Source organism: Allomuricauda sp. d1 (genome assembly GCF_039592695.1).
In the GTDB taxonomy this organism is placed as follows: domain Bacteria; phylum Bacteroidota; class Bacteroidia; order Flavobacteriales; family Flavobacteriaceae; genus Flagellimonas_A.
Genome location: NZ_JBBUTK010000001.1, coordinates 1,091,979 through 1,118,840 on the forward strand (window position 1 = coordinate 1,091,979; position 26,862 = coordinate 1,118,840).

Sequence of the window (26,862 nt, forward strand, 5' to 3'; positions counted from 1 at the left end):
TAAAAAGGAGGGACTGAGGGAGGTGTTAAATAAATTATGTCTAATATCTTTTATGGAATAAAAAACTAACAATGAGAACCACTATTTCAGTTATTTTCTGTTTTCTTTTTTCCGTTTCAATTACTACCGCCCAAGACCGAATTACCGGGGAACCTTTTGCGACCCGCTCCGTAGTGTTGGCGCAGAATGGAATGGTCGCCACAAGCCACCCCTTGGCAACGCAAATCGGACTCGATATGCTCAAAAGCGGGGGCAATGCCATCGATGCAGCTATTGCAGCCAATGCAGCACTCGGACTTATGGAGCCTACAGGTTGTGGTATCGGGGGCGACCTTTTTGCCATTGTCTGGGATGGAAAAACCGAAAAACTTTACGGATTGAACGCCAGTGGTCGTTCGCCCCAAAAACTCACCTTGGACTATTTTGAAAAGGAGGGCATGGAGAAAATACCATCGCTTGGGCCATTACCAGTTAGTGTCCCAGGTGCTGTGGATGGTTGGTTTAAACTGCATAGCAAGTTTGGTTCCAAGCCCATGACAGAAATTTTAGCTCCTGCTATTGATTATGCGGAAAAGGGTTTTCCGCTGACCGAACTGATTGCTTGGTATATGCAGCGTAGCATTTCTTATTATGAATCCAAGGGGTTTCCCAACATCGAGGACACTTACATCGCTCAGAATGGTGGCCAATTGCCCAACGAGGGAGAAATCTATAAAAATCCGTATTTAGCAAACACCTATCGGAAAATTGCTGAAGGCGGGCGTGATGCGTTTTATAAAGGTGATATCGCCAAAACTATCGGAACGTTTATCAAAGAACAAGGTGGTTTTCTATCTGCCAAAGACTTGGCCGCCCACAAATCGGAGTGGGTAGAACCGGTGTCGGTCAACTATCGTGGTTATGACGTTTGGGAACTTCCGCCAAACGGTCAGGGCATTGCCGCACTGCAAATGCTACAAATTCTCAAAGGATACGACTTTTCAAACATCGAATTTGGAAGCGCAGAGCACCTGCATCTCTTTACCGAAACCAAGAAATTGGCCTTTGAAGACCGTGCCAAATATTATGCCGACATGGACTTTTTTGATGTTCCCGTTGAAGAATTGCTTTCGGATGATTACGCTGATAGCAGGAGGAAACAAATCGGGGAACGTGCGGGAAAATATTCCGCAGGAGAAATTTCTGCTGGGGAAACCATTTACATGACCGTAGCCGACAAAGAGGGCACCATGATATCTTTGATACAAAGCAACTATCGCGGTATGGGCTCGGGCATGACTCCACCAAAATTGGGCTTTATGCTCCAAGACCGAGGCGAGTTGTTTAGCTTAAAACGTGGGCAGGCCAATACTTACGAACCTGGCAAAAGACCCTTTCATACCATTATTCCTGCCTTTGTGACCAAGGAAGGCAAACCATATCTCAGTTTTGGGGTGATGGGCGGTGATTTTCAGCCCATGGGGCATACCCAAATCGTGATGAATTTGGTTGACTTCGGCATGAACATTCAGGAAGCGGGCGATGCACCCCGTTGGGACCATACTGGGGGAGCCAGTCCTATGGGAAGAATGACCGAAGATACGGGCACGATACGAACCGAATCGGGAATCCCCTACTCCACGATTCGTGGGCTGATGGACAAAGGCCACCGCATAGGCACTGCAAGAGGAATCTACGGGGGCTATCAAGCCATTCTATGGGATGATGAAAACAAAGTCTACCACGGCGCTTCCGAAAGTCGTAAGGATGGGCATGCCGCAGGATATTAAATTCTTACATGGAAAATTGCAGTAATTCCGTAAACATTCTTTTCAAAGGATTTAATTATACTTTCGCATCCAGACCAAACCCGCCGTTTTTAGTTGTTAGGCCCTTTACAGCAGGTGCAGTTTGTTCATCTTTTCAATCAAATCGCCTGTAATGGCCACCACGGCCGGTTTGGGAATACCGTCTCCATCAAAAGGCCATGTACTGGTCGGGTCATTGATATCTGAAGTCTGCTCGCCGGGATGCTGTACACTTAAAAACAAGGTTTTACCATCGGGTGAGAACCACGGGCCCGTAAGTTCAGCATCATTGGGGGCCGAAGCTAGGCGAATGACCTTTCCTTCTTCTTTTCCATGACGGGGCACCACAAAAAGACTGTTATTCTTGAACGCCATATACGGCCCATCTTCTTTGTTCATCTTACTGCCCGACATATCTGAGGTAAACCATAAATTTCCAGCCATGTCAAAGGCTAAGTTATCGGGACACGAAAAGCCATTTTTCTCGCCCCCTGCCATATAAGTTGAGGCCTTAAAAGTCAAGGCATCGTATTGACCATCGGTCTCTACGATTTTCAAAATAGATCCGTGAAAATCATTTTTATCATAATTGTTGGTCAATGCTACAAAAATACTTCCCGTAATGGGGTCGATTTCAATATCCTCGGGGCGGTTCAGCTCGGTGGCCCCCAAAATTTTGGCCGCTTCCCTCGTGCGGACCAACACCTCGGTCTGGTCTTTGAACTTTTCTTGCAATACGGGTTGGCTTTCCCAGTCCAGGGCCAACCATTTTCCGTTTACGGTATCGGCCACATAGAGTATTCCCTCCTTCAACGAGCCCGGTTTGGACGAGATGAACTTGTACAAATGTTCATTGTTCTTGTCATCCCCTGAATAAGCTACTACACGTTTATCCGCCAATTCATAAAGCGTACAACATTCATGGGCATATCTACCGATGGCAACGTGCTTTTGGGCCAAACCTGTCTTCGGGTCTACTTCGACCACCCAGCCGTAATGCTCTGGCGGATAAGCATAAAATTTTTCCCAGCCTTGCCAACTATCCCGATGTGATGGTCGGCCATCATTATCATATTCCGTTTCCCCAAAAAAGCTATCGTAATTCTCTTCGCAGGTCAAAAAAGTCTTCCAAGGCGTAATACCCCCTGAACAATTACTATTTGTGCCTATTGCCGTGGAAGCCCCATTGATGGGATTGTCCCAATTGAACTTCATCAGAGTCTTGGCAGTAATGCGACGGTTATGTGGGTCGTTTTTTACTGCTTTCCATTTGCCATCGGTCTGTTTGACGCGAACGATGCTTCCCCCGATATTGTACATTTCTTTATCGACCTGTTCTTTTGTTCGATGTTCTTCGGCGTTTTGATATTTTCTGTGGTCAAACCCAGAAACAAACAGGGGATTCACATATTCGTGATTCACCCAAAGCAAGCCATCGGTAGCATCTTCTTCGTTGAAGGGTAAAAAACAGGTGAAATCGTTGTTGAAACCAAAGCTATCTTTTTCACTAATTTCATCGCCCCATCGTAGAATTACGTGATAGTCCAGCCCTTTGGCCAACAACAAATCATCTACATTGGAAGGTGAAAGCCCTTCAAGGTTTACGCTCTTCAAAGCATCCAGAGTTGACTCACTGGTTAACAAATTGTTTGTGACCGGAGATGCCAAATTACCACAGCCCTTTAAAAATGGGGGCAAAATAGCCGTTCCCATACTTGCCTTGCCCAAAAAACTGATAAATTCCCTACGATTATATGCCATATTTTGATTTTAGAAGTGAGACGTTGGATGTTAGACTTTAGACGGGGACAACGGATTTGTGTTTTGAATACTGTGAAAAGAATCTGTTCCAGTGGCCGTGGGGTTTGTTCCTAAAACTTACATACCACCTACCATCTTGGCTCTTGGTTCTGGGCTCATGGCTCTTTTGGACACAAATTTCACGAATTTTCGCCAATGGTTTTGAAATTGTATTTGAACTTGACACTTGATATATTCAACAATTTGCACAAATGCCCCTGATTACGGTTTGTACGTTGTTGGTTTTGAATCCTTTCGGAACATCAATCCGTAACGGGGTCAATTCATCCATACAGTACACCGTTTCGCAACATTCGCACACAAAATGAGCGTGTTCATTACCTTGCGTCGGGGATTGACCAAAGGCATATTTGGCTACCCCCGAATGGTCATTGATGCTATGAACAAGGCCCACTTCTTCAAAAGTGGCCAAGTTTCGGTAGAGGGTTGATTTATCCGTTTCTCCCACCAAGGCCGATTTTATGTCAGCATAGGATTGTGCATGCGGAGTTTTGACAAAGTGACACAGCAATGCCAGTCTTAGCTTTGTTCGTTTCAGTCCCTTTTGCTGTAACAATTGCTCTGCCTGTCGGGAATTCATTTTCCTTGTTTTTTGTTATTTGAGGCGTATCGCATCGGCCTTTTCGATTCGATAATAATATTGGTTGGGGTTGTCACGGTTCAAGCGCAGAATGCCCTTTACGGACAGCAAGTCGTCTGTGGTGAACGATGGCTCTTCCTGAAATTGAAGGCCAGCAACCGTCTCTGGCCCCCCATTGCCACAGAAAAAACAGGAAGCCATTGGATTCTTGGAAAGCATGTGCAAGGATTGATTGCCATCCAAAACCAAAAAATAACCTGTGAGAATGACTTCTTTTCCCTCCAATACTGCTAACTTTTCAGAAAACGTTGCTTTGCTAAAACCCGGAAAAGGGTCTTCTAACGAAAGTGCTCGATATGAAATTCCATCGGAGAGATCTGACCAATCCAAAAAGGTCTGTGCTTGGGCATCTGTTCCCAACCCAATCAGTAATATCAAGAGATAATATCGCATCGTTTTAATTCACCAGATTGCCTGTGGCCCCTTTTAAGATATAATTACAATGATCTACATCGTTCCTGTTCAGTTCGAGTACCCCGGTGACCGTGATTATCTGATCCGTCCTGAACGGTGGTTTTTCCTTGAAGTTGACCTCTATAATGGTCTCTGGCCCCGAACCCCCACAGAAAAAACAGGAAGCCATAGGGTTTTGGGAAACCAAGAACACTTCGCCGCTTCCTGAAATATCCAAAAAATAGCCCTTGATGCTCACTTCTTTGCCCTTATACGACTTTATTGTTTCGCCGAAGGTCGGCATTAAAAAATTCACCCCGTATTTTTCGTTGTATTCCGGTTCAAAATTGACATCGGCAAACTCTTTCCACGTCAATTTCGACTGTGCGAAAATGTCCTGAGCCACAAGAAGAAAAAATAGCAAAAGATATCGTTTATACATCAGACAATGTTTTTGATATGTTCAATTTAAAAATGGATGTGGATGCCAAAATTACTGCAACTATCGCAATTACCAAGGTTGCCACAAAAAACAAGAATTCGGTAAAATCAGGTCCGTTTAATGCCAAAACATAGCCATAGCCGGACTCGATGTATTCTGAGACCAATAATAGTGCCAAACGGCCCAACAACCACCCTAACAAGAATCCAAAGAAAGCCAACAACAACCCTTCTACCAATACCAGATACAACAGTTTTCTTGTGCCCAAACCATAGGTGCGCAACAAGGCCAGTTCTTGCCGCCTTTCGCGAATGGTCTTTAACAAGCTGATGAAAATACTGAAACCTGAAACCAACAAAATGGCAAGGGCGATGCCGTTGATGGTCTTTACACCTGAGCCCATTAAGCCCATGAGGCGCTGTATTTCGAATCCAGGCAGCGCGGCTTGCATGTTCGTGTTTTCATTGATAAAACGGGGCAATTGCACTAGCCCCAATGGGCTTTCGAATTTCACCAACAGCGAGGTAATCTCAAGTTCCTCTGCATGTTCTTCTTCATGGTCGTCTTCTTCATCCCCATGTTCATGGTCATGTTCATCATCCCCGTGTTCATGGTCATGCCCATCTTCGCTATGTTCGTGTGCATCCTCTTCGTGATCGTGCTCTTCGTCACCATGTGCTTCACGATTTTCATCGTGTTCCCCATCTTCATGCGCATGGGCATCCCAAATACTTTCCAAATTGCAGACCAACAACTGGTCAATTACCGTTCCCGTGGGTTCCAATAGGCCCACAACCGTAAACGGATGGTCTTCATGTGCCTCGCCCCCCGTGGCTGCCAAACCATGGGAACTTGTAAAAGAATCTCCTACCTTAAGTCCCAACTTTTTGGCAACGCTACCGCCTATGACCACTTCAAAGGATGTTGAAAAGAAACGGCCCTCCTTCAATACGGCATTGTAATTTTCAAAATAGTCCATCTCCGTACCCAAAATACGGTACCCTTTATAATTGTCGCCATAAGAAATTGGGATGGCAGACCCCACAAAAGGATGTTTTTTAATTTGCTCTGCTTCCTCCAGTTTTATGTTTCCAGTTGGGGCATCAATATGCAAAACAGAAGACAGCACCAACTGTAATGGACTTCCCTTGGCGCCAACAACCATATCGACCGGAGCAATATTCTTGTTCAACTCCCCATTCAATTGTTTGCTGAGCTGCAATATAAAAGTGACCAACGATACACTCAATACCAAAAGCAATAGGCTCAAAACCAGGTTCAACGGTTTTGAAATCATATTTCGATATGCCAAATACCCTAAGTTCATAGCACAATCTGGTTTGAAAAATGTTGGGTGACCCTATGGTCGTGGGTAATGATGACAAGGCTACTTTCACATAGATCCGCCTCATCTTTTAAGAGCGTCAAGACCTGTTCGCAGTTAGAATCATCTAAATTGGAGGTGGGCTCATCGGCAAAAACGACTTTCGGTCGATGAATCAATCCCAACGCAATGGATAAACGCTGCTGTTGCCCCTGACTCAACTCGGTCACTTTCTTGTTCAGGTGGTCGCCGAGGCCCAATCGTTCCGCTATGGCGATTCGTCGCTCCTTGTCCACCAACTTTTTTGGAAAATGTTGGCGCAACTTTAAATTCTCTTCGACGTTCAATGATTTAACATAATGGTATTGTTGAAAAACGAGTCCAATGTTTGCCCCCCTGAATTCATCCAATGCCTTTCGGTTCAACGAAGTGATTTCAACGCCATCAATGGATATGATGCCTCGTGATGCCGGTAGTATGCCCGATAGCAAATGAAGCAAGGTAGTTTTACCGATACCTGAAGGACCCAAGATGAGCAGATGTTCTTTGGGAGGTAAAGCGATATCTGGAAAAGTAAAGGACTCACCTCCCGGGTATTCAAAATGTAAATCAGCTGTTTTGACCATTGGGCAAAAATAAAAATAATGCAAATGCAACCAAGTTGCATTTGTAAATATTTAACCTACCTTTGCGTTTCGTTAAAAGAACGATAAAAAAAGACATGAATATCCTGCAATTACATTCAAAATCTGACACGGTAGGGGCACTGGCCAGTGGTCTTTGTTTGGTTCACTGTTTGGCCACCCCATTTTTGTTTGTGGCACAGGCAGGATTGGTCGAGCATGGCGAGGCCCACCCGCTATGGTGGGGGCTTCTTGATATCTTCTTTTTGGTCATTTCGTTCGCTGCCGTATGGTGGTCGGGCAAGACGACCTCAAAAAAATGGATGCGAAATGCGCTATGGGCGAGCTGGGTCGTTTTGGCCGTTATGGTATTGAATGAAAAGCTTTCTTGGTTCCATCTTGTGGAAGAGGCCATCTATGTGCCTGCGGTCGCGCTTGTTTTCTTCCACCTCTATAACCGAAAATATTGTCATCATTGCGCAGAAGAATAAAATTCTGGGAATGAAAGGTAGATACCTAAAAATTTTAATGGGATTATGATTGATGTTGAAAAAATAGAAGCACTGGGTGACCAACACATTTCCACTTCGCTTCAAACACCGGTGCGTGACGACGCATTTTCTGCTTCGGATGCTGAAAAAATCGAACATATACAGCATCATTTTCAGAAAATCATGGAAACCTTGGGGTTGGACCTCACCGATGACAGTCTTTCAGGAACTCCATATCGCTTTGCCAAAATGTACGTCAAAGAACTGTTTTATGGGTTAAATCCTGAAAACCGCCCCAAGATATCCACTTTTGAGAATAAATATGGATATCAAAAAATGCTGGTAGAGCAAGACATCACCATTGACTCCTCTTGCGAGCACCACTTTTTGCCCATTGTTGGTCACGCCCATGTAGGATATGTACCAAAAAATAAAGTGGTCGGACTCTCAAAAATCAACCGTTTGGTGGATTATTACGCCCATCGTCCACAATTGCAGGAACGCCTTTGCCTCCAAATTTTGGAAGATCTTCAAAAAACCTTGGAAACCGAGGATGTCATCATTGTCGTTAATGCCAAGCATCTCTGCGTCTCTTCGCGGGGCATCAAGGATAAAGACAGTCTCACCACGACCGTGGAGTACGGTGGGGCCTTTGAAGACCCTGACAAGCGTGAAGAGTTTTTTAGTCTTTTGAAAAACGATGGCGTTCGTTCATAATCACAAAACATTTCCGAATCAAAAAAAGCCGCAAAACGCGGCTTTTCCATGACTCTTCATTCTAAATCAAGAAGCATCAATCTGTGTGCTGTCCAGTTTCGCCATGATGGTTTCGTGTTCTTTTTGCATCATTTCATGATCTTTTTCCATGTCGCTGTGTTCTTCCATCAACTTTTCATGGGTCTCCATCATTTGAGATAGTTGAGCCTCCATTTCAGCGGCAGACTTTTCACCAAAACCCTTCTTCAGTTCTTTGTGGGCACTGATAATTTCATCATGACCTTCTAGTAAGGCATCGTGTTCGACCAAGATGGCTTCATGCTTGGCCACATCCTCAAATATAGTTGAATCTTGGACTTCCATTCCTTCCAATCTAGATTTGAATTCTTGATGTTTTTGCAACATGGCTGTATGTACAGACTTGAATTCAGAATGTACTTGGGCGATACTATCGTGCTGGGTCTGTAGTTTGTCAAACTTCTCGGCAAGTTGTTTTTTCTGGTCGTCACAGCTTATAAACAAAAATGCAAATGCGAAAATACAGGTCAATGTTCTCATAGTTCTTGGATTTTACCATTTCAACAAAGTTATTTAAAACCAGTGGATTGGGTTGCCGTAATGCTTGAATCTTTAACGGATTTGTATAAAGAAATCTGAAAATACAGTAACGAGAATTAAAATTTTAGCCCGTCGGCGATGTGTCATTTATCCTTTTGGATCAGGTATGTGTAAATCCAAGTCAAGGTAAAAGTGGGTATCACATCAAGCCCAGGTATCAGCTCTTCGACAAAGGTGATGACACCCGCAGCCTGGCCTACTTTTCCTTTGTAGATTCGGGTCATGAGCCATCCGGCTATCGGTGCCCAAATGACATCTGAAAATTCTCCGATACCGGGGATAAAAAAGGACAGCATTCCGACTCCATCCAAAAGCACACTATACAGCAGGTTTCTGTATCTATGGTTTTTTTCTTCACCCATGTTGGAAAAATAGGAAATCGCTTCGAACCAGAAAAATCCGACTACGATAAATCAGAACTGATAAGCTTTAAAAACTCGTTTCGTGTCTCTATCTTCTCAAATTGGCCCCGAAAACCCGAAGTGGTGGTCACCGAATTCTGCTTTTGTACCCCCCGCATCATCATGCACATGTGTGCAGCTTCAATGACAACTGCTACGCCCTTGGGCTTCAGAACCGTATTGATGCATTCCAAGATGTCATGTGTCAACCGTTCTTGTACCTGTAAGCGTCGAGAAAATACGTCTATCACACGTGGAATTTTGCTCAGACCCACGATATGGCCATTGGGAATATACGCCACATGCGCCTTGCCGAAAAAAGGAAGCATGTGATGCTCGCATAGAGAGTACAGTTCAATGTCTTTGATAATCACCATGTCGTCATACTCTTCGGCAAACATGGCGCTTTTCAAGATTTCTTCGGCGTCTTGTTTGTAGCCTTGGGTCAAGAACAGCATGGCTTTTGCCGCTCGCTCTGGGGTTTTTACTAGGCCTTCACGGGTGACATCCTCCCCTATTTCATCAATGATTTTTGAAAAACGCTCTTTGACCTCATTGGTGATATTGATGTTGTATTCCTCTAAATTTCGGTATGGTGACATATCAACTCTTGACTGGGTTTAGTTTGTCTGCAAAATGAGTCCTTAATTTTTTGACCTTAGGGTCAATGATAAACTGGCAATACGGTTGCATTCGGTTTTCATCATAATAATTCTGATGGTCTTCCTCTGCCTTGTAAAATATTTCAGCCTCAGAAACTGTGGTCACAATTTGCGAGGTAAATACTTTTTCTTTTACCAACAGTGAAATATACGCTTCTGCCTGCTCTTTCTGGGCGTCAGTGGTGTAAAAAATTTCACTTCGGTACTGTGTGCCCACGTCATTGCCCTGTCGGTTCAGTGTTGTCGGGTCGTGGGTAGCAAAGAAAATCTCCAACAGGTCAGGATACTTTATTTTCGTTGGGTCAAACTGAATTCTTATAGCTTCTGCATGCCCTGTTCTACCAGAGCAAATCTCTCGATAGGCTGGATTTTTAATATGCCCTCCGGTATAGCCGGATTCCACAGAAATGACACCTTCCAACCGTTGAAACACGGCTTCAGTACACCAAAAACATCCCCCAGCTAGGATAGCGGTTTCAACTGCAGTATTTTTTTGTTTATCCATATATCTTAAAAGTTCAACAAAGTTAAGTAATAGGTTACTTCGTACCATGGTTTAACGAATATTTATGTCGCAAACAACGCATAAAACTTAATTGCAGCCGATTTTTATCAGATTGCAGGAATGTGTACTTTTCACCTTTGAATTTTTCAACCATGATAAAGGCATCCAACCTTAAAAAAGAATATGGCAACTTAGAAGTATTGAAAGGTGTAGATTTTGCCGTTTCCCAAAGTGAAATCGTTTCTATCGTAGGAGCCTCAGGTGCTGGAAAAACAACCCTTTTACAGATTTTGGGCACATTGGATAGTCCATCAAACAGCTCAGATAGTGAACTGCAAATCAACGGAGAGGATATATTACAACTCAAGGATAAGAAACTGGCCCGCTTTCGCAACGAGCATATCGGTTTTATTTTTCAATTCCATCAGCTATTACCTGAATTTACGGCTTTGGAAAATGTTTGCATTCCCGCTTTTATAAAAAAAACACCCCGTAAAGACGCTGAAAACAAAGCAAAAGAACTTTTGGATTTATTGGGATTAAAAGACCGATACGACCACAAGCCCAGTGAGCTTTCGGGTGGTGAGCAACAAAGGGTCGCCGTGGCCCGTGCCTTAATCAACAATCCTTCGATTGTTTTTGCCGATGAACCCAGCGGCAACCTTGATTCTGAAAGTGCCGACACTTTGCACCAACTATTTTTTAAGCTCAGGGACGAGCTGGGCCAAACTTTTGTCATTGTGACCCACAATGAAGAGTTGGCCGATATGGCAGACCGCAAACTGACCATGGTCGATGGATTGATTGTGTCATAATCATGACAAAGGCCGAACTCAAAGACTTTTTGGATGCAAAGGCTGAATTCTATGAAAATCCCACTTTTCTGGAAACAGACCCACTTCAGATTCCACATCGGTTTACAAAGAAAGAAGATATTGAAATCAGTGCCTTTTTGACGGCCACCATTGCTTGGGGCAACCGCAAGAGCATTATCAACGATGCTGCCCGTATGATGAAGTTGTTGGATGGATGTCCATACGACTTTGTCATTAACCATCAAGAAAGTGACCTGCAGCAGCTCTCCCCTTTTGTGCACCGAACGTTCAATGGTACCGATTTGCAATACTTTGTGCAGTCCCTCCAAAACATATACAACAACCACGGTGGACTCGAAACCGTGTTTACTGAAAATACCAGCCCAGATTCATTGCAGCCCGTCATTACGAATTTCAAAAACCTTTTTTTTGAGCTGCCACATCTTCAACGTACCGCAAAACATGTATCGAATCCTGAAAAAGGTTCGGCCGCCAAGCGCATCAATATGTTTTTGCGATGGATGGTGCGCCCCAACACAAAATCAGTGGATTTTGGCCTTTGGAAAAATATATCACCCTGTCAACTCTCATGCCCTTTAGATGTGCATTCCGGCAATGTCGCCCGAAAGCTCAAACTCCTAAGACGAAAGCAGAACGATGCCAAAGCATTGGCCGAGTTGGACAAATCGCTTCGGAAATTGGATGCCGAAGATCCTGTCAAATACGACTTTGCTTTATTCGGATTAGGGGTCTTTGAGAAGTTTTGAGTGGATACTTACAATTGATTCAGTACCTCATTGGGCAACAAAACTTTGTCTATAAAATGAATCACACCATTCAAAACAGTATTGTCAACAGAAGTCACTTTTGAGGGTGCACCAGATTTGTCTAAGATGTAGGCCCCATCTTCACCCATGCGCACTTCCAGTGTTTCACCCTGAAAGGTTTCCATTGTACCACAATTTACCAAGGCATCTGAGGTGAATGTACTGTCTGGTACGAAGTGGTATGACAATATCGTTGCCAAAAGTTCCAATTCTTCTTGGGTATCAAAATCTGCTATGGAATTGATACCGTCCAGTGAATCAAAAAGATTTAAGAAAGCTTGATTTGTGGGTAGGAAAAATGTGAAATCGCTCTGCAATACTTCTTCATATTGATTGCCCAACATACAGACCAAAGCATACACATCTTCTCTGTCTAGTTGATCCAAAAAATCCATGAGCGCAATAGTCGATTCATCCAACACCAATTCAATCACCGATTGTGGCACAAGCACTCTATCAACAATATGAATCACACCATTTCCCGCGGGAATGTCATTTAATTCAAAGTCGATATCCAGGCCGACAGCATCGACCAAAACAAATTCCCCGTCTCGATTCACCAAATGCAGGTTATCTCCAGAAGAAAGCGTGCCCAAATCGGTTTCAGAAAAACTATTGGAAGTCAGTTCAACAGGACTCACATGATACGAAAGTACCGTTCGCAACAAGCCAATCTCAAGTTCGGTATCAAATTCATTCAAACTGTTTATGTTGCTTGCGCCAATGATAAAAAAAAGCTGTTCAAAGGCCTCTTGCGATGGCGCGAAAACCGTGAACGGACCTTCACCATCCAAAGTGTCAAGCAGACCTGTCAGCTCCAAAGCTTCCTTTAGAAGTGAGAAATCTTCCGATTCTGTAACCAAATCTGATATGCTTTTTGATGTTGCTTGTCCGCCATTATCGTCCAAAAAATCCAGTACAAATTGCGGTATCAGTACCTTATCCACAATGTGGACGACCCCGTTTGCGGCTTCGTTATCGATGGAGGTAAGATTTGCATCCTCATCGGTTGCATCGCCAATCGTAAATTCATCTCCTGAAGCAATAATCTCAAGGCTCTCACCATCCAATAAGGTCGGAACATTACCCGCTGCCAAATCCGTGGACAACGTATTGCTGGCCACGATATGGTATTTTAAAAGGTCTTGGAGTATCAGGATTTCAATCGCGTTATCAAAATCATCAAAGTTGGCAAAACCTTCGCCGAGCAAATCAAACAATTCTTGTATGGCCTCGTTTGAGGGAGCAAAGACAGTAAATGGTCCATCTGCGCTTAAATCCTCGGTCAAACCGGCTTTTTCAACAGCTTCGAGCAACAACGATAATTCTTCGGTTTCTTGGATTAATTCTGGAATGGAAGGTTTTGGGAAAATGACTTCCAAAACCGCATCGGGCAATAAAATTTTATCGATAATGTGCACCACCCCATTTGAGGCTTCATTATCGGCCCCTGTGACTTCAGCAGCTACATCGGTTTTATCTTCAATAAAGATGGAAGCATCTACATTTACGGTCAGTTCTTCAGTCTGTAAAGTGGTCAAAACGATACCTTCAGAAAGACCATCTGAAAATGTTGCCGTACCACTGATGACATGGTATTTCAAAATTTCTGCCAACAACGCCTTTTCATCGTCTTCATCAAAATCATCCAACGAGCTGAATCCGTCCAATTCTCCCAATAAGGCATCGAAAGCATCGTTTGAAGGAGCAAATACAGTGAACGTGCCTTCAGCGGATAATGTCTCCACCAAATCAGCATCCGCGGTGGAGAGTGCCGCCACCAAATTGCTCAACGACGATTCTGATTGGGCCAGAGCCACGATGTTGGGCAACGCTTCGCCACCTTGCCCGTCATCTGGCATGTCGTCTGTAGTGCCACCTTCCACATCCTCGGTGGGCATGCTTCCGTCGTCATCGTTTTTGTTGCAGGAAAACACTAAAAAGGAGAGAACGGCAATAGCAATCAATCCAAATTTTGAGAGGGGTGATTTCATTTTCATTTTAGAAGTGTTAGTTGATTTTTAAAAGTACAGTTTTGACGTATGGATATGGCGAATCTTATTTTAAGGGATGGTTAGTTCAATCTTAAGTTTTTGTTTTTGCAGTACCATCAGAAATCATCGCTCTGCGACCAATCCATCTGATTTGTTCTCAAAGGCCGTATCGGTAAGCGTTTTCATAAAAACAATCAATGCCTTGGATTCCTTTTCGGTTAAATGGAGTGAATCTGGCGGCAGGGTTTGGTAGGGTACATCCAACCCCATACCTTGTCCACCGCCGACGTTGTAAAAATTTACGACTTCCTCAAGGGTTTTGTAAACCCCATTGTGCATGTAGGGCGCGGTCAACTCCACATTCCGAACCGTGGATGTTTTAAAGAAATTTCGTTTTTCCTCTACTTTATAAGGATAGTATTGTCCAGGGTCTTTATCCAAAATAGGATGTTCAAAACTTGCATTTTGAGGGACTCCCAAATTTTCAAATTCAGTTTCCATGTATTTTGGGGGAACCGTACCATTAAATGCCGGTGGAAAATGGCAAGTGGCACAAGCAGCCTTGCCCATAAAAAGATTGAAACCCAAAATTTCCTCTTCAGTTAAAGTATCTTCATGACCTTGCATATTCTTGTCGAACTTGGAATCAAAGGGAGCCAAACTTCTGATATAGGTGGCAATGGCGTGACGGGCGTTTCTATTGTTGATTTTCCCATTATAGAGCGAATCAAACTGCTGGACATATAGCGGATTTTCCTTTATTCGGTGTTCCAGTTTATCCAAATCCATGTGGAACTCGTTTTTGTCATTGACCACATTCACGATTTGGTCCTCGAGTCCCGTAGCCCTGCCATCATAGAACATGGTTTTTTGATACACTGCGTAGGTCAAGGTTGGGGTGTTTCGTTGCAGTTCTACATTTGCTATTCCACGAGCTTTTTTGAGTCCATCCGTAAAGGCTTTTTCCTTGTGGTGACAGGTGGCACAGCTAATATTTCCAGTACTTGAAAGTGACTCATCATTGAACAGCATTCTTCCCAGTTCTATACGTTCATCAGTAATTTCTGGTGAACGCGGCACCGAAAAAAGTTTGATGTTGAAGAAATCCTTATCAAAAAGATTGGTTGCCGTTGGATTTAAAGGGCGGGAAGTATTCAGTTCAATGTTCCAATCCTCCGCGGTTTTATTGATGAGTTCAAGTTGTCTGTTGGTGTGGTTTTTTATGAAGGCATATCGATCAAACGAATCAAAATCCCCAGCCCTTAAATCTGAGATTGTTTTTTTGATTTCGTCAATCCAAGATTGGTATAATTCGTTGGAGGCAAAGGCGGGTTCGTAAATACCCAAAATTTCTTGTATGGTCTCGTAATTGTAAATGGCCTCATTCAATGAGTTGGCCAGCATGGGTGAATCGAAACCGGTTATCCCTTTTGTAGCTACATTGACGATGGCATCGCGCACCATTTTTAGATGATGGCGATCTCGTTGGCGTATCAGAATATGGTTTTTTCGGATATAAGGTATACGAACCTTTAAATATTCGATGACGTACTCAACATCCTTATTTTCAAATCCTTCTTCTGCATACAAAAGCTCCACAAGAACTTGGTAGCTTTTTGGTTTGATCACCTTAATATCTTGATAATCATCAATCTCGACCTTTAACAAATTGGGCGCATTCATTGAAAGGTAATTCTCATTGTCATAAGCCATCAACATGGGCTCGGCACGTTTGTACCATTCCCTACTTTTAAGAAAATTGGCCTTGTTCTCTTCCAGTAATTTTAAGGTATCCACCTTTTGTATATAAAAGGCGGCACTATCCAAAGTTTTAAAATAGTGGTTCCGTATAGCATCGTTGAACATGGACACATCATCATCCGAAGTAGCTAATGCCAATAACTTTTCTTCTTTTTTGCAGGAAATGATAGTTAAGAGAATAAGTAAAAAAAAAGGATGTTTTCTAAAACTCATAGCGAAAAAAATAATTTAGGAAACAAAAAGGGTTCCCGGTTTCGGGAACCCTTTTTTTGATGTTTTATTTAAAAGCTACTTTGGGAGACCTGTAATCTTAAACAAGAAAGAACCTTCCAATCTCGCCGCATCCTCCGTAAGTGCTGTTGGATCGAAAAATTTCATTCCATCAGGCCTTACCGCAGTTTCTGGTGTTGTGCTAAAGTTCCATGAGTGAACTTGAGCACCCCCTAAGAATGTTGGCTCAGAAGCACCAATAATGTCAGTCACGTCAATCATACCGGTAATTTCCCAATACGTATCCTCGGCAGTACCGTAACCAAGAGCAGCGGCACCATCTTGGTTGCACTCCATTACTTCTTTGACCTCGCCAGTGTTCAAATTCAACTGCCAAAGCTTAGCCCAACCCTGAATATCTGGATTCAAATCGGCATAGCCATTGGGATCTTCTTGAATATAGGCATAGTTTTCAGTAACAAAGATGTTGTCAGGAGAGTGCATACCGTCAGCCTTACCGCCTTCCAAATCTCCATCCATAACTACTTCCAATTTGGCATCGCCAGTTGGATCATCTGGATTCAAAGTCAATTTGTAAACACGGCCAAAAGTTGTACCTCTGGTTGCCAAGTCAGGATTGTCAGCTCGGTAACGCCCAGTAGCATTGAAGTACACTTCTCTGTTCGCTTCAGCAGAGCCTCTTCTCCAATCGATATCCTCCACTCTTTGAAAACCAATGGCCAAAGAATCTATACCTTCTTGGTTCAATTCATCTAAGGTTCTTTCAGTAACCTCAACCCACTCTACATCGTATTCAGTACCTTCAGCCATACCCATCTCGAACAGCTGGCCTCCTTCACCGATACCAGTTTCCACAGGATTTTTCCCTCTAAGCATGTAGAGGTTTCCACCACTTAAATCTCCCAGGCCACCAACGTACATGGCAAAGTGTGATTCTGGGTAAGTATTGCTACTATCATCATCACCCATGAAGACCACAGTTGTGTTTGGATACGCATTTTTACCGATTACCACAGCATTTTCAGTGGACCATTCACCCAAGGCAGGTAGTCTGTCGGCTTGAACCCTGTCTTCTGAGTTGCGGAAAGGGTTTACAGAATAAACACCCTTGGCATTACCGCCCCACTCACCTCCAGAAAGGTATAGAGGTCCGAATCCGTGCTCATCAGGAGTAATCGAAGATCCTGAACATTGTGCAGTAAACGCCGTAGCTGTTGCGCTGACAATGTACTCTCCTTCGTAAGGTTGCAAATCAGAATTCATCATAATTCTTGCGATGGAAAAATCAGATTCCAAGTTATTGATGAAAGCGTAAGTTCCATCTCCATTTGGGTACAGTGCAGCACCATCCATAAACGAACCATAAACAAATGAAGGGTCAGAAGGAAGGATGTCCGCTGAAGACATGATCATTTTTAAATCTGCACTACTAGCAAAGTCGCCTTTCAGTGTAAATACGCCATCTGGAACAACAGAGCTAGTTAAGGGTTCCATTTCCATGTCTGGTTCATCGTCATCACCTCCGCCGCCAACGAAGTCATCAATTTTCTGGCAGGAGGTAGCAGCGACCAAAAAGCCAAAGCATAGCATTACATTTCTTAGTGTTCTCATTTTGATTTTAAAGTTTTAAATGAAGGGTTAATATTTTTTATAGGATTCTTAACAAATGTACCCAGAGGCAACACCTACATACGTTAACTCAATGTGGTCATACATTGAACTAAACTTCATTAAAACGTTAAATCTTTAAGGGAATGTTATTATTAAGATTGGATATTAATAAAATGGAAGATTGTTTAACATCTTTTTAGGTCACGGTAAGATGATGAAGAAAGAAATTAAATTTAACTATTTGATTTACAGAAATCTATGGATTTTAATTTGCACTACTGTGCTTTTTCTAGCGTTCCACAAAAACTTTGGAAGAGGTCAGCCCCCAAATCCATAATCAGTTTCGAAATTGAGTTTTTGCTTCTTGCCATCCTCTCTAATGGATTTATAAACCGCCTCGACAATGACCATGTCACGTCTGCCCATTTCACCGGGTGCTAAATTGGGGCCATCAAAAAGAATATGCTTGCCAAAATCATCCATCTGCAATTTTTGTTGGCTTTCTTGTTTGAAATTCAATTCCCCACGGGATGTTCTGCCCGCCAATGGAATGTAAGTACTGGCAGGATCCAATTCAAACCAGCCATTTTCACAAGTGGCGTACAATCTATTGGCCCGAATGTTGTGCGAGGTCATAATGTTCGCCACTGCCCCACTGGGAAATTCAAATTGTGCGGTTATGGTCTCATCGGTATCCTTAAAATATGCGGGACGTGTACTATACTCTTGAGCGGATACAGAAATCGGATTCTGCCCCGTACTGTAAATAGCACTCTGAATGGCATAAACCCCCATGTTCACCAAAGCTCCGCCACCTGAAAGTTTTTTGTTCAACCGCCACTGGTTCGGGTTGCCAGTTGAACGATAAGCCGCATCCGCAGAGACATAGAGAATATCACCGAACGTTTTCTCTCGAACAAACCGTTTCACCTCTTGGGTATAAGGTTCCGAATGTAGCCGATAGCCCATACCGAGTTTCACCCCGTTTTCATCACAAGCTTTGATAATGGTGTCACATTCAGCAACATTCATGGCCATGGGCTTTTCGCAAATTACATGCTTACCTGCCTGTGCAGCCCTTATCGAAAATTCAGCATGCATGCTATTGGGCAAGACCACATAGACCACATCGATATCTTGATTGTCTTTGATGGAGTCAAAGTTTTTATAGTTGTAGATATTTTTCTGTGGTATTCCGTACTTATTTGCCCAGGTTCTCTCTTTTGCGGGTGTGCCGGTTACAATACCTGCCAAAAAGCAATGTTCCGTGTCTTGAAGTGCGGGTGCCAGTTGATAGGTACTGTAACTGCCGAGACCCACAAGGGCAATGCCTAATTTATCTGATGTTTGTTTATTCTTCATGGCGCATGCGAGCGGTAAATGGGCTGCAACGGCAGACGCCCCAATGCCCCTTGCCAATGTACCGCTGAATTTTCTTCGAGTAATTGTTTTCATGGGATGTGATGATGTCTCTAAAGATAAAAAATAGCATGCGCAATGGGTTGCCTTTAATGTTTCTTAAACAAAATCCATATTTTAGTATCAAGACTAATTCAACCTTTTTATGAAGCATTCAATACTCTTTTTGGCCTCGGCACTGATGACATTCCAAATTTGGGCACAAGAACGAAAACTGCCCATTGACACCACGGTGACCACCCAGCACAGCGTGAACATCAACGGCACGCCCATCAATTACACGGCAACAACTGGAACCCAACCGGTTTGGGATGAGATGGGCAAACCCATTGCCTCGCTGCATTACACCTATTACACACGAAACAATATAAAAAACAGGGCAACTCGACCCCTATTGTTTTCGTTTAATGGCGGGCCAGGTTCTGGTTCTGTTTGGATGCATCTGGCATACACAGGCCCGCGGGTATTGAAAATTGATGATGAAGGGTACCCCGTGCAACCGTATGGGGTGAAGGAAAATCCATTTTCGGTGTTGGATGTTACCGATATCGTCTACATCAATCCAGCAAACACGGGCTATTCAAGAACGATTCCAGAAAAAGGAGATGAGGTCGACCGCGATAAATTCTTTGGCATCAATGCAGACATTAAATATTTGGCAGAGTGGATGAACACCTTTGTGACCCGCAATAACCGTTGGCGTTCGCCAAAATATATCATTGGTGAAAGTTATGGTGGCACCCGTGTCATGGGCCTTTCATTGGCGCTTCAAAACCAACAGTGGATGTATCTAAATGGTGTCATCATGGTAAGTCCGGCAGATTACAAGGTCATTCGGGTCGGTGGTCCTGTGTCAAGTGCATTAAACCTACCCTATTACACGGCAGCGGCATGGCATCACAAAGCTTTGCCACCAGAATTGCAAAGCAAGGATTTATTGGAGGTGCTTCCCGAATCGGAAGATTATACCATTAATACGCTGATTCCTGCCATTGCCAAGGGCGGATTTATTTCTGATAATGAACGTAATACCGTAGCGGAAAAAATGGCCCACTATTCTGGGTTGGACAAAAAAGACATCCTCGACCACAATTTAGATGTGCCCACCCGCTTTTTTTGGAAAAACCTGCTCAAAGAAAAAGGTGGCTACAATGTTGGCCGACTCGATAGCCGTTATTTGGGCATCGATCGGCAATTGTTCGGAGACGGCCCCGATTATTCGGCAGAACTGACCTCATGGCTGCACAGCTTTACCCCGGCCATCAATTACTATCTGCAAGAAGAGCTCAACTTTAAGACAGATATCAAATACAACATGTTCGGCCCTGTACGGCCTTGGAACAACGATGATGACAACACCCGTGACAATTTGCGCCAAGCCATGGCACAAAACCCTTATTTGAATGTCTTGGTGCAATCAGGTTACTACGATGGTGCGACTACATATTTTAATGCAAAGTACACGATGTGGCAGGTTGACCCCAGTGGGCGCATGAAAGACCGTTTTGAGTTCAAGGGGTATCGGTCAGGCCACATGATGTATTTGCGCCGTGAAGATTTGAAAAAGGCAAATGATGATTTGAGAGTTTTTATCCAAAGAACGATGACCCAAGGAGAATCCGCTAAATATTGAAAACATGAAAAAAATCAAGCTTATTTACATGGGCATTTTGCTTCCCATTTTTGGATGGACGCAAGAAATACCCCCAAAAGATTGGCAAATAAAGACAGCCCTGATGGCGGTGCCAATTGATTACCAAGAGGACGCCAAAGTGTACGGTTATGATTCCGATGGAAATTTTGTGACACTACAAGAAGGAAACAATGATTACATTGCCATCGCAGATGACCCGAAAAAGGAAAAGTTTTCCACTGCGGCTTACCATAGAGATTTGGAGCCTTTTATGACACGCGGACGACAACTTCGCTCACAGGGCAAAGATGGGAAAGAGATTTTTGATATCCGTGAAAGCGAGGTCAAGGCCGGAAAGCTGAAAATGCCCGACAAAGCTACGCTCTGTGTTTTCACTGGGGATGTGAACCCAGAAACAAAAGAAGTTGACAATCCGTATGTGCGGTACGTGTTCTACATTCCGTATGCTACGGGCAAAAGTACTGGCTTGCCCACTACTCCCACTCCACCTGGCCATGCTTGGTTGATGGATCCGGGCACCCATCGGGCACATATCATGATTACCCCGCCAAAAGACAAATAATTTACGACGCTATGAATCGAGTGATTTATCGAAGCTCTTTTTTTTTCCTGTTTTGGTTTTTTGGATTCACAAATCTGTATGCCCAACAGGCTTTAGAGATCAAGGGCCTTTGCATTGCCTTACCGCAACCTGAATTTTTGGATGATTTCATCGACTTTGCGGCCAAAGAATTAAAGCCAAGTGGCATCAACACCTTAGTGTTGCGGGTTGATTATCGCTATCAATATGAGTCACGGCCCGAATTACGGGGTGAAAATCCAATGAGTAAAGCACAAGTCAAAAAACTGGTGGATGCCTGTGAAGATTTGGGCATTGAGATCATTCCACAACTAAATCTTCTTGGTCATCAAAGCTGGCATTCAAAGGCCACTAAACTATTAGAGGTATATCCTGAATTTGACGAGACCCCAAACATAAAATTGCCCGACACTTATGAATGGCCAAATGAAGATGGGCTATACTGTAAGAGCTATTGCCCGCAACATCCCAATGTACACGATGTTGTTTTTGATTTGGTTGACGAGATTGTAGAAGTTTTCAAAGCCAAGGCCTTTCATGCGGGTATGGACGAGGTCTTTTATCTCGCACATAAAGACTGCCAAAGGTGTAACGGCTATGATCCAGCCAAGTTATTTGCCAACGAAGTGCTCAAAATCAACAACCATCTAGCCAAAAAGGATATCCGACTTTGGATTTGGGGCGATCGTCTAATCGATGGTGCCGAAACAGGCATTGGTATGTGGGAAGCCAGCATGAACAATACTGCCCGGGCTATTGATATAATTCCAAAATCAGTGGTTATTTGTGATTGGCACTATGAAAAGGCCTATCCGACACCGGCCTATTTCGCAACAAAAGGTTTTAATGTAGTGGCATGCCCATGGCGTAAACCCAATGTAGCAAAAGAACAGGTTGAGATGATAACTGATTTCAAAAGCAATTCAAATAAAAAAATGGCTTCCCGGTATTTGGGCGTTATGCATACCTACTGGTCTTCTGCTGAAAAATTCATGAAAGAATACAAGAATCCTGCTCACAAAATAGATGAAAAGGGTTATAGTAGTGTACTGACTTTCAAAGCGATGGCCAACTCTATAAAAGAACTGGGAGAAAAGTAACAGAAAATAACATACTCTGACCGCATCTTCAACAAAATACTATCTTGATCATTCTAAGCCTTTTCTTATGAAATGTATATTAATAATTCTTTCTATGATAGGATTGTTGTTCAATACTGCACAAGCACAAGACTGGCCCAATCTAAAAAAATACCAAGTGGCCAATGCCAACTTGAATCCAGAGGTAAAACACCGTGTCGTTTTTATGGGCAACTCCATTACGGAAGGCTGGTCGGCGGCCCGCCCAGATTTTTTTGCCAGTAAAGCCTATGTCAATCGGGGTATCAGTGGCCAGACCACACCCCAGATGCTATTGCGCTTTCGACAAGATGTCATTGATTTGAACCCAGATATCGTCGTGATTTTGGCTGGCACCAACGATATAGCTGGGAACACGGGGGCCATGACGCTTGTGCAAATCAGAGATAACATCCATTCTATGGTTGAGTTGGCAAAGGCCAATGAAATTGTGCCCATTGTTTGCTCGGTACTTCCCGCTTACGACTACCCGTGGCGGCCCGGATTGCAGCCCAATATCAAAATTCCCAAACTGAACGACATGCTCAAAAAACTCGCTGAAGAAGAAAACGTGCCCTATCTCGATTATTTTTCGGCCATGGCAGACGACCGAAACGGTCTCCCGAAAAAATATGCCGATGATGAGGTGCATCCCACTAAAGAGGGGTACGTCATTATGGAGCCTCTAGTGGAAGAAGCTATAAATTCCGTCTTAAACCAATAAAAATGAGAACTACAATAATTGTCTTTATTTCAATGATTGTGACCAGTGGTTTAGCACAAGAAAATGATGGGGCCACTGCGGCAATCGAGGGGTTGAAAAAGTTCGATAAGGTCAGGGATTTTACCATGTCCCAATCGGGTAATGAAGCCTACTACACCCTACAATCGCCAACAGAAGAAGTTTCGGTCATCTGTACATCCATTAAAAAAAATGGCGATTGGTCAACACCAAAAATCACTTCATTCTCAGGGAAGTACAAAGACCTTGAAGCTTTTCTGACCCAAGATGGGTTGCGTTTGTATTTTGTTTCCAATAGGCCGTTGAATGATTCCATCCCTGGTCAAAAAGACTTTGATATTTGGTATGTAGAAAGGGCCAATTTAATAGAAGAATGGTCAGAACCCGTGAATATGGGCAATCCTATCAATACAGAGCACAACGAATTTTACCCTGCCCTATCAAAAAATGGCAATCTTTATTTTACCAGTGACAATCCCAAAGGCAAAGGTCGGGACGATATCTTTTTCAGTGCTTTTAAAAATGGTGGCTTTACAGACCCCATTTCATTGGGTGAACACATAAACTCAGAGGGCTTTGAGTATAATGCGTACATATCACATGACGAATCATATTTGTTGTTCGGGGGATACAATAGGGAAGATGGCCTGGGTAGTGGCGACATTTATATCAGTTTCAATGAGGGTAAAGGCAATTGGTCACAGGCAAAGCCCTTGCCCAAGCCTATCAACTCGGCACAGATGGACTATTGCCCTTTTGTTGACGAAGAAAACAATACCATCTATTTCACCAGTAGACGGGTCACATTGCCCAATTCGAGATTCGATGAATTTACAACATTCGAAACCTATATCAATTCTTACGAAAATGGAAACAGTAGACTTTATAAAACTGACTTTCAAATTGAGGAGTTGAGAAAGAAAATCCAAGAATGAAAAAGCTGTTTAAACCCGCTTCACTGCTCTTCAATCTTTTGGTATTATTGGCCTTTTTTGTGCTGGGATTGCTCTTTGCGGGTTGGATTGATGCTGGTAAAGGTCAAATGTTGGCAGCAGGTGCTATTGTCTTGGGCTATGGAGTATTGTTCGGGGGCATTGCCTTTATCGCCTCTTTCTTTTTGACCCATCATGCCCGACATCGCACCATCGTCATCGGAAACATTGTTTTGGCGGTGTTTCTTTTGGTTTCTTTCGGGTATTTTCGCTACCGCTTCAAACAAAGGCAGCAAAACCGTAAACCTAATTATCAAGAACAGCCCAAGACACCTACCGCTCCAGTTGATAATGGGAAACTCATTGCAATGAATAAGATTGACAACCATGTTATCTCTCAAACGACAACAAAAATGGGACTCGGTTTTTTCGCTCCGAATTTTTATGACCATTCGACTGTATTTTTTTACGGAAACCCAAATCTTGAAAAATCGGTCATGGAGCATTCCCCCACCGATAGTGTGGTATTCAAAAGAATAGAACACAGAGGTTTTGATATCGTTCAAGCTCCCCCTTGGTTGGTGCCCGAACATTTAAAACTTGATTACGACCTGCTCTATTTTCAAATCCGCTCCTTGGGCAAAGATTTTGCCGAAGTCGTGGTCAACAATCAAACTGGCCGCACCGCTTATGTGAACAATCATCGTGGTAACATTATTTTATGGCCCGAATTTTTATTGGGTGTGCATTCCGTGGAATTTCCATCAGAATCCAACCAAAAAGTCAAAGAAAGGCCTTTTGTAGCGTCGAGTGATATTAACATGTCCTTCTCGTTTATGCATCCGATTCTAGTTCGTGATGACTGGATGCTGGTCGAACTTTGGAACGATAATTTCAATAAGGTCGGTGAAGGATGGATACGATGGCGAGAAGAGGGGCGGTTGTTGGTTATTTATAATCTGTTGAGCTGAACGCTACTTGGCTATCTTTGTGGTCAGTTATACAATCATGTCTATCCAAAAAATCATAGCTTTTTTCCTTATTGGAACTTTTATAGTACAAGGGCAATTACAGCAGACCATTGATAGCCTAGAAACTGAACTGCAGTCGACGGCAACAAATTCTGAAGCAAAAGTTGACCTCCTCAACCAATTGGGATACCAATACTGGATCAGAAACTCTAAAACCTCGGCAGAATATGGCAAGCAAGCCCTGACCTTGGCAGAAAAAATAAACTATACCCAAGGGGCAGCCATGGCCAAGCGGGTGTTGGGGGTTTCATTCTGGACCCTCGGCCAACCAAAGAAAGCGCTTGAAAACCTATATGGCTCTCGAGAATTATATCTGAACATTGATAATCAAGAAGGAGCGGCCAACGCATTGATGAACTCTGGAATGGTGTATGCCGATATCGGTGAGTATGAAAGGGCGCTTGAGATTTATGAACAGTCGATTGAAAAGTTTACGCAACTAAACCTGAACCGACGTATCGCTACAACGTTTACCAAGATTGGTTCTGTCTTGATACAGCAAAACAAACTTTCAGAAGCCAAAATGCACTTGACCAATGCCTTGAACATGCATTCAGAAGACGGTTATGTCTACGGAATGTCTGAAGCCCACAATCGATTGGCAATATTATCACTGATGGAAAATGAGTTGGAGCTTGGCGACTACCATATTCGAAAGTCGATGGAAATAGGCGTATCTGTCAATGATGAAGATGGGCAGATAAGCAACCTTATACAGTTGGGAAAGCTATACCGGTTGCAAAACAAGAATGAACTTTCAGAGGCCCATCTCAATGCTGCTTTGAACAAAGCCAAAGGGAAAGGACTGAGAAAATATGAACTGGGGGCATTAAAAGAATTAAAACTGCTAAAGCGCCAAGAAGGCCAACTCGAAGCATCACTGGGCTATTATGATCGGTTTATTGCCCTTAAAGATTCCATTATCAACAATGAAAAGTCAAAACAGATAGCGGCCCTTGAATTTGACAACGAGCTCCGAGAAAAGGAAAATGAAATAGCCCTGCTCGAAGAAACCAAACGTACCCGCACATTGATGAACGTGTTGCTCTCATTGCTCTTGGTGGCCCTGGCCATTATTGCTTTGCTCATGTTGCGACATCAAAAGCAACGTGAAAAGAAGGAGATGGAATTGTTGAGATCAAAAGAGGCATTGGCACAGACCGAACTTGAAAATGCTGAATTGAAACAACGAGAGCTGCAGCAAAAACTTGATTTCAAAAGCAAGGAACTAACCTCATATACCCTGAATTTTGCAAGAAAAAACGAACTTTTTGGTGAACTTCAAGAGCAGATAAACACCGTTCAGAACGCTTCGCCAAAAGAGCAATCAAGAATACTGACTGATATTCGCAGAAAGATTAAATCACATACCAGTGTCGATAACGATTGGGAAGATTTCAAAAGGTATTTCGAAGAGGTGCACACCAACTTTTATTCCCGATTAAAGGAAAAGCATCCCGAGATCAGTGCGAACGATTTGAAAATCTGTGCTTTGGCTCGTTTGAATCTCAGTATCAAAGAAACAGCCAACATACTCGGAATTTCTCCTGAAAGTGCAAAAACTGCCCGTTACCGCCTCAGAAAAAAGCTCAACCTGCCACCCGAGACCGAGCTTTTGGATTATTTGATGCAATTGGAGCGATAAGAAATTCTTAAAATCCATACTTTTTATCTTTTTGAAAATCAGTCTTTTGCTTTTCAATGTTCACTTGATGTACCCCTA

Annotated in this window: 26 protein-coding genes; 12 read left to right on the forward strand and 14 right to left on the reverse strand. The window is 43.2% G+C overall.

Annotation, left to right across the window (positions count from 1 at the left end; all coding sequences use genetic code 11):
• Positions 1–71 precede the first annotated feature (71 nt).
• Complete coding sequence (ggt, locus tag AAAH86_RS05095; protein WP_343486432.1) at positions 72–1,769, forward strand: gamma-glutamyltransferase; 1,698 nt, start codon at positions 72–74, stop codon at positions 1,767–1,769.
• A 105-nt stretch (positions 1,770–1,874) separates the two neighbouring features.
• Here ggt and AAAH86_RS05100 read toward each other — a convergent pair whose 3' ends face one another.
• The 6 genes from AAAH86_RS05100 to AAAH86_RS05125 form a co-directional block, all read right to left on the reverse strand.
• Positions 1,875–3,548 carry an alkaline phosphatase PhoX gene (locus tag AAAH86_RS05100; protein WP_343486433.1) on the reverse strand — a complete coding sequence of 558 codons (1,674 nt, stop codon included), beginning with the start codon at positions 3,546–3,548 and terminating at the stop codon, positions 1,875–1,877.
• A gap of 235 nt (positions 3,549–3,783) precedes the next feature.
• Entirely contained in the window at positions 3,784–4,188 is a 405-nt protein-coding gene (locus AAAH86_RS05105; protein ID WP_343486435.1) for a transcriptional repressor, read from the reverse strand.
• 15 nt (positions 4,189–4,203) lie between these two features.
• Positions 4,204–4,641: a hypothetical protein gene (locus AAAH86_RS05110; RefSeq protein ID WP_343486436.1), complete on the reverse strand. Its 438-nt coding sequence runs from the start codon at positions 4,639–4,641 to the stop codon at positions 4,204–4,206.
• 4 nt (positions 4,642–4,645) lie between these two features.
• Positions 4,646–5,083: a hypothetical protein gene (locus AAAH86_RS05115; protein WP_343486437.1), complete on the reverse strand. Its 438-nt coding sequence runs from the start codon at positions 5,081–5,083 to the stop codon at positions 4,646–4,648.
• A complete protein-coding gene (locus AAAH86_RS05120; RefSeq protein WP_343486438.1) occupies positions 5,076–6,410 on the reverse strand; it encodes an ABC transporter permease in 1,335 nt (444 codons plus the stop codon). Before AAAH86_RS05120 ends, AAAH86_RS05115 begins: the two co-directional genes overlap by 8 nt.
• Complete coding sequence (locus AAAH86_RS05125; protein ID WP_343486439.1) at positions 6,407–7,033, reverse strand: ATP-binding cassette domain-containing protein; 627 nt, start codon at positions 7,031–7,033, stop codon at positions 6,407–6,409. Before AAAH86_RS05125 ends, AAAH86_RS05120 begins: the two co-directional genes overlap by 4 nt.
• A 95-nt stretch (positions 7,034–7,128) precedes the next feature.
• Here AAAH86_RS05125 and AAAH86_RS05130 point away from each other — a divergent pair, with 95 nt between their 5' ends.
• Both AAAH86_RS05130 and folE (AAAH86_RS05135) read left to right on the forward strand, forming a co-directional pair.
• A complete protein-coding gene (locus AAAH86_RS05130) occupies positions 7,129–7,521 on the forward strand; it encodes a MerC domain-containing protein (protein WP_343486441.1) in 393 nt (130 codons plus the stop codon).
• Positions 7,522–7,569: 48 nt separating this feature from the next.
• On the forward strand, positions 7,570–8,238 hold the full coding sequence (folE, locus tag AAAH86_RS05135) for a GTP cyclohydrolase I FolE (RefSeq protein WP_343486836.1): 669 nt from the start codon (positions 7,570–7,572) through the stop codon (positions 8,236–8,238).
• Between the two features lie 66 nt (positions 8,239–8,304).
• Here the strand turns inward: folE (AAAH86_RS05135) and AAAH86_RS05140 are convergent, their stop codons facing one another.
• The 4 genes from AAAH86_RS05140 to msrA all read right to left on the reverse strand — a co-directional run bounded on the left by AAAH86_RS05140 (position 8,305) and on the right by msrA (position 10,424).
• The gene (locus tag AAAH86_RS05140) at positions 8,305–8,796 is read right to left on the reverse strand and encodes a hypothetical protein (RefSeq protein WP_343486442.1); all 492 of its coding nucleotides are present in this window, start codon (positions 8,794–8,796) and stop codon (positions 8,305–8,307) included.
• Positions 8,797–8,939: 143 nt separating this feature from the next.
• Positions 8,940–9,218: a hypothetical protein gene (locus tag AAAH86_RS05145; protein WP_343486443.1), complete on the reverse strand. Its 279-nt coding sequence runs from the start codon at positions 9,216–9,218 to the stop codon at positions 8,940–8,942.
• Positions 9,219–9,259: 41 nt separating this feature from the next.
• Positions 9,260–9,859: a GTP cyclohydrolase I FolE gene (gene folE / locus AAAH86_RS05150; protein ID WP_343486444.1), complete on the reverse strand. Its 600-nt coding sequence runs from the start codon at positions 9,857–9,859 to the stop codon at positions 9,260–9,262.
• 1 nt (position 9,860) lies between these two features.
• The gene (gene msrA / locus AAAH86_RS05155; RefSeq protein ID WP_343486445.1) at positions 9,861–10,424 is read right to left on the reverse strand and encodes a peptide-methionine (S)-S-oxide reductase MsrA; all 564 of its coding nucleotides are present in this window, start codon (positions 10,422–10,424) and stop codon (positions 9,861–9,863) included.
• A gap of 152 nt (positions 10,425–10,576) precedes the next feature.
• Here msrA and AAAH86_RS05160 point away from each other — a divergent pair, with 152 nt between their 5' ends.
• On the forward strand, positions 10,577–11,239 hold the full coding sequence (locus AAAH86_RS05160) for an ABC transporter ATP-binding protein (RefSeq protein WP_343486446.1): 663 nt from the start codon (positions 10,577–10,579) through the stop codon (positions 11,237–11,239).
• 2 nt (positions 11,240–11,241) lie between these two features.
• Positions 11,242–12,006: a TIGR02757 family protein gene (locus AAAH86_RS05165; RefSeq protein WP_343486447.1), complete on the forward strand. Its 765-nt coding sequence runs from the start codon at positions 11,242–11,244 to the stop codon at positions 12,004–12,006.
• An 8-nt stretch (positions 12,007–12,014) separates the two neighbouring features.
• On the opposite strand, the gene AAAH86_RS05170 is transcribed toward AAAH86_RS05165, so the two are convergent.
• The 4 genes from AAAH86_RS05170 to AAAH86_RS05185 all read right to left on the reverse strand — a co-directional run bounded on the left by AAAH86_RS05170 (position 12,015) and on the right by AAAH86_RS05185 (position 19,118).
• Positions 12,015–14,060 (reverse strand): fasciclin domain-containing protein, encoded by a 2,046-nt coding sequence (locus AAAH86_RS05170; RefSeq protein WP_343486448.1) that lies wholly within the window; start codon positions 14,058–14,060, stop codon positions 12,015–12,017.
• 123 nt (positions 14,061–14,183) lie between these two features.
• Positions 14,184–16,034, reverse strand: coding sequence for a cytochrome c peroxidase (locus AAAH86_RS05175; RefSeq protein WP_343486449.1), 1,851 nt, complete (start codon positions 16,032–16,034; stop codon positions 14,184–14,186).
• A 75-nt stretch (positions 16,035–16,109) separates the two neighbouring features.
• Positions 16,110–17,663 (reverse strand): phosphatase, encoded by a 1,554-nt coding sequence (locus AAAH86_RS05180; RefSeq protein ID WP_343486450.1) that lies wholly within the window; start codon positions 17,661–17,663, stop codon positions 16,110–16,112.
• Positions 17,664–17,981: 318 nt separating this feature from the next.
• Complete coding sequence (locus AAAH86_RS05185) at positions 17,982–19,118, reverse strand: Gfo/Idh/MocA family oxidoreductase (protein ID WP_343486451.1); 1,137 nt, start codon at positions 19,116–19,118, stop codon at positions 17,982–17,984.
• Positions 19,119–19,227: 109 nt separating this feature from the next.
• On the opposite strand from AAAH86_RS05185, the gene AAAH86_RS05190 reads away from it, so the two are divergent.
• The 7 genes from AAAH86_RS05190 to AAAH86_RS05220 all read left to right on the forward strand — a co-directional run bounded on the left by AAAH86_RS05190 (position 19,228) and on the right by AAAH86_RS05220 (position 26,784).
• Positions 19,228–20,715: a carboxypeptidase gene (locus AAAH86_RS05190; protein ID WP_343486452.1), complete on the forward strand. Its 1,488-nt coding sequence runs from the start codon at positions 19,228–19,230 to the stop codon at positions 20,713–20,715.
• 4 nt (positions 20,716–20,719) lie between these two features.
• Positions 20,720–21,298: a hypothetical protein gene (locus tag AAAH86_RS05195; protein ID WP_343486453.1), complete on the forward strand. Its 579-nt coding sequence runs from the start codon at positions 20,720–20,722 to the stop codon at positions 21,296–21,298.
• Between the two features lie 11 nt (positions 21,299–21,309).
• Positions 21,310–22,416, forward strand: coding sequence for a family 20 glycosylhydrolase (locus AAAH86_RS05200; protein ID WP_343486454.1), 1,107 nt, complete (start codon positions 21,310–21,312; stop codon positions 22,414–22,416).
• Positions 22,417–22,510: 94 nt separating this feature from the next.
• Complete coding sequence (locus tag AAAH86_RS05205; protein ID WP_343486455.1) at positions 22,511–23,158, forward strand: SGNH/GDSL hydrolase family protein; 648 nt, start codon at positions 22,511–22,513, stop codon at positions 23,156–23,158.
• A 2-nt stretch (positions 23,159–23,160) separates the two neighbouring features.
• A complete protein-coding gene (locus AAAH86_RS05210) occupies positions 23,161–24,111 on the forward strand; it encodes a hypothetical protein (protein ID WP_343486456.1) in 951 nt (316 codons plus the stop codon).
• Entirely contained in the window at positions 24,108–25,079 is a 972-nt protein-coding gene (locus AAAH86_RS05215) for a hypothetical protein (RefSeq protein ID WP_343486457.1), read from the forward strand. Before AAAH86_RS05210 ends, AAAH86_RS05215 begins: the two co-directional genes overlap by 4 nt.
• Before the next feature lie 37 nt (positions 25,080–25,116).
• On the forward strand, positions 25,117–26,784 hold the full coding sequence (locus AAAH86_RS05220) for a tetratricopeptide repeat protein (protein ID WP_343486458.1): 1,668 nt from the start codon (positions 25,117–25,119) through the stop codon (positions 26,782–26,784).
• Positions 26,785–26,862: the final 78 nt, after the last annotated feature.

What these genes read in the sequence shown, in the direction of transcription:
- AAAH86_RS05180 (WP_343486450.1), bottom strand. Translation starts at nt 17,663, where the DNA reads ATGAGAACACTAAGAAATGTAATGCTATGCTTTGGCTTTTTGGTCGCT.
- AAAH86_RS05160 (WP_343486446.1), top strand. Translation starts at nt 10,577, where the DNA reads ATGATAAAGGCATCCAACCTTAAAAAAGAATATGGCAACTTAGAAGTA.
- AAAH86_RS05175 (WP_343486449.1), bottom strand. Translation starts at nt 16,034, where the DNA reads ATGAGTTTTAGAAAACATCCTTTTTTTTTACTTATTCTCTTAACTATC.
- AAAH86_RS05170 (WP_343486448.1), bottom strand. Translation starts at nt 14,060, where the DNA reads ATGAAATCACCCCTCTCAAAATTTGGATTGATTGCTATTGCCGTTCTC.
- AAAH86_RS05190 (WP_343486452.1), top strand. Translation starts at nt 19,228, where the DNA reads ATGAAGCATTCAATACTCTTTTTGGCCTCGGCACTGATGACATTCCAA.
- AAAH86_RS05145 (WP_343486443.1), bottom strand. Translation starts at nt 9,218, where the DNA reads ATGGGTGAAGAAAAAAACCATAGATACAGAAACCTGCTGTATAGTGTG.
- AAAH86_RS05120 (WP_343486438.1), bottom strand. Translation starts at nt 6,410, where the DNA reads ATGAACTTAGGGTATTTGGCATATCGAAATATGATTTCAAAACCGTTG.
- AAAH86_RS05210 (WP_343486456.1), top strand. Translation starts at nt 23,161, where the DNA reads ATGAGAACTACAATAATTGTCTTTATTTCAATGATTGTGACCAGTGGT.
- AAAH86_RS05100 (WP_343486433.1), bottom strand. Translation starts at nt 3,548, where the DNA reads ATGGCATATAATCGTAGGGAATTTATCAGTTTTTTGGGCAAGGCAAGT.
- AAAH86_RS05215 (WP_343486457.1), top strand. Translation starts at nt 24,108, where the DNA reads ATGAAAAAGCTGTTTAAACCCGCTTCACTGCTCTTCAATCTTTTGGTA.
- ggt (WP_343486432.1), top strand. Translation starts at nt 72, where the DNA reads ATGAGAACCACTATTTCAGTTATTTTCTGTTTTCTTTTTTCCGTTTCA.
- AAAH86_RS05110 (WP_343486436.1), bottom strand. Translation starts at nt 4,641, where the DNA reads ATGCGATATTATCTCTTGATATTACTGATTGGGTTGGGAACAGATGCC.
- msrA (WP_343486445.1), bottom strand. Translation starts at nt 10,424, where the DNA reads ATGGATAAACAAAAAAATACTGCAGTTGAAACCGCTATCCTAGCTGGG.
- AAAH86_RS05220 (WP_343486458.1), top strand. Translation starts at nt 25,117, where the DNA reads ATGTCTATCCAAAAAATCATAGCTTTTTTCCTTATTGGAACTTTTATA.
- AAAH86_RS05140 (WP_343486442.1), bottom strand. Translation starts at nt 8,796, where the DNA reads ATGAGAACATTGACCTGTATTTTCGCATTTGCATTTTTGTTTATAAGC.
- AAAH86_RS05165 (WP_343486447.1), top strand. Translation starts at nt 11,242, where the DNA reads ATGACAAAGGCCGAACTCAAAGACTTTTTGGATGCAAAGGCTGAATTC.
- AAAH86_RS05115 (WP_343486437.1), bottom strand. Translation starts at nt 5,083, where the DNA reads ATGTATAAACGATATCTTTTGCTATTTTTTCTTCTTGTGGCTCAGGAC.
- AAAH86_RS05200 (WP_343486454.1), top strand. Translation starts at nt 21,310, where the DNA reads ATGAATCGAGTGATTTATCGAAGCTCTTTTTTTTTCCTGTTTTGGTTT.
- AAAH86_RS05130 (WP_343486441.1), top strand. Translation starts at nt 7,129, where the DNA reads ATGAATATCCTGCAATTACATTCAAAATCTGACACGGTAGGGGCACTG.
- folE (WP_343486444.1), bottom strand. Translation starts at nt 9,859, where the DNA reads ATGTCACCATACCGAAATTTAGAGGAATACAACATCAATATCACCAAT.
- AAAH86_RS05205 (WP_343486455.1), top strand. Translation starts at nt 22,511, where the DNA reads ATGATAGGATTGTTGTTCAATACTGCACAAGCACAAGACTGGCCCAAT.
- AAAH86_RS05105 (WP_343486435.1), bottom strand. Translation starts at nt 4,188, where the DNA reads ATGAATTCCCGACAGGCAGAGCAATTGTTACAGCAAAAGGGACTGAAA.
- AAAH86_RS05125 (WP_343486439.1), bottom strand. Translation starts at nt 7,033, where the DNA reads ATGGTCAAAACAGCTGATTTACATTTTGAATACCCGGGAGGTGAGTCC.
- AAAH86_RS05185 (WP_343486451.1), bottom strand. Translation starts at nt 19,118, where the DNA reads ATGAAAACAATTACTCGAAGAAAATTCAGCGGTACATTGGCAAGGGGC.
- AAAH86_RS05195 (WP_343486453.1), top strand. Translation starts at nt 20,720, where the DNA reads ATGAAAAAAATCAAGCTTATTTACATGGGCATTTTGCTTCCCATTTTT.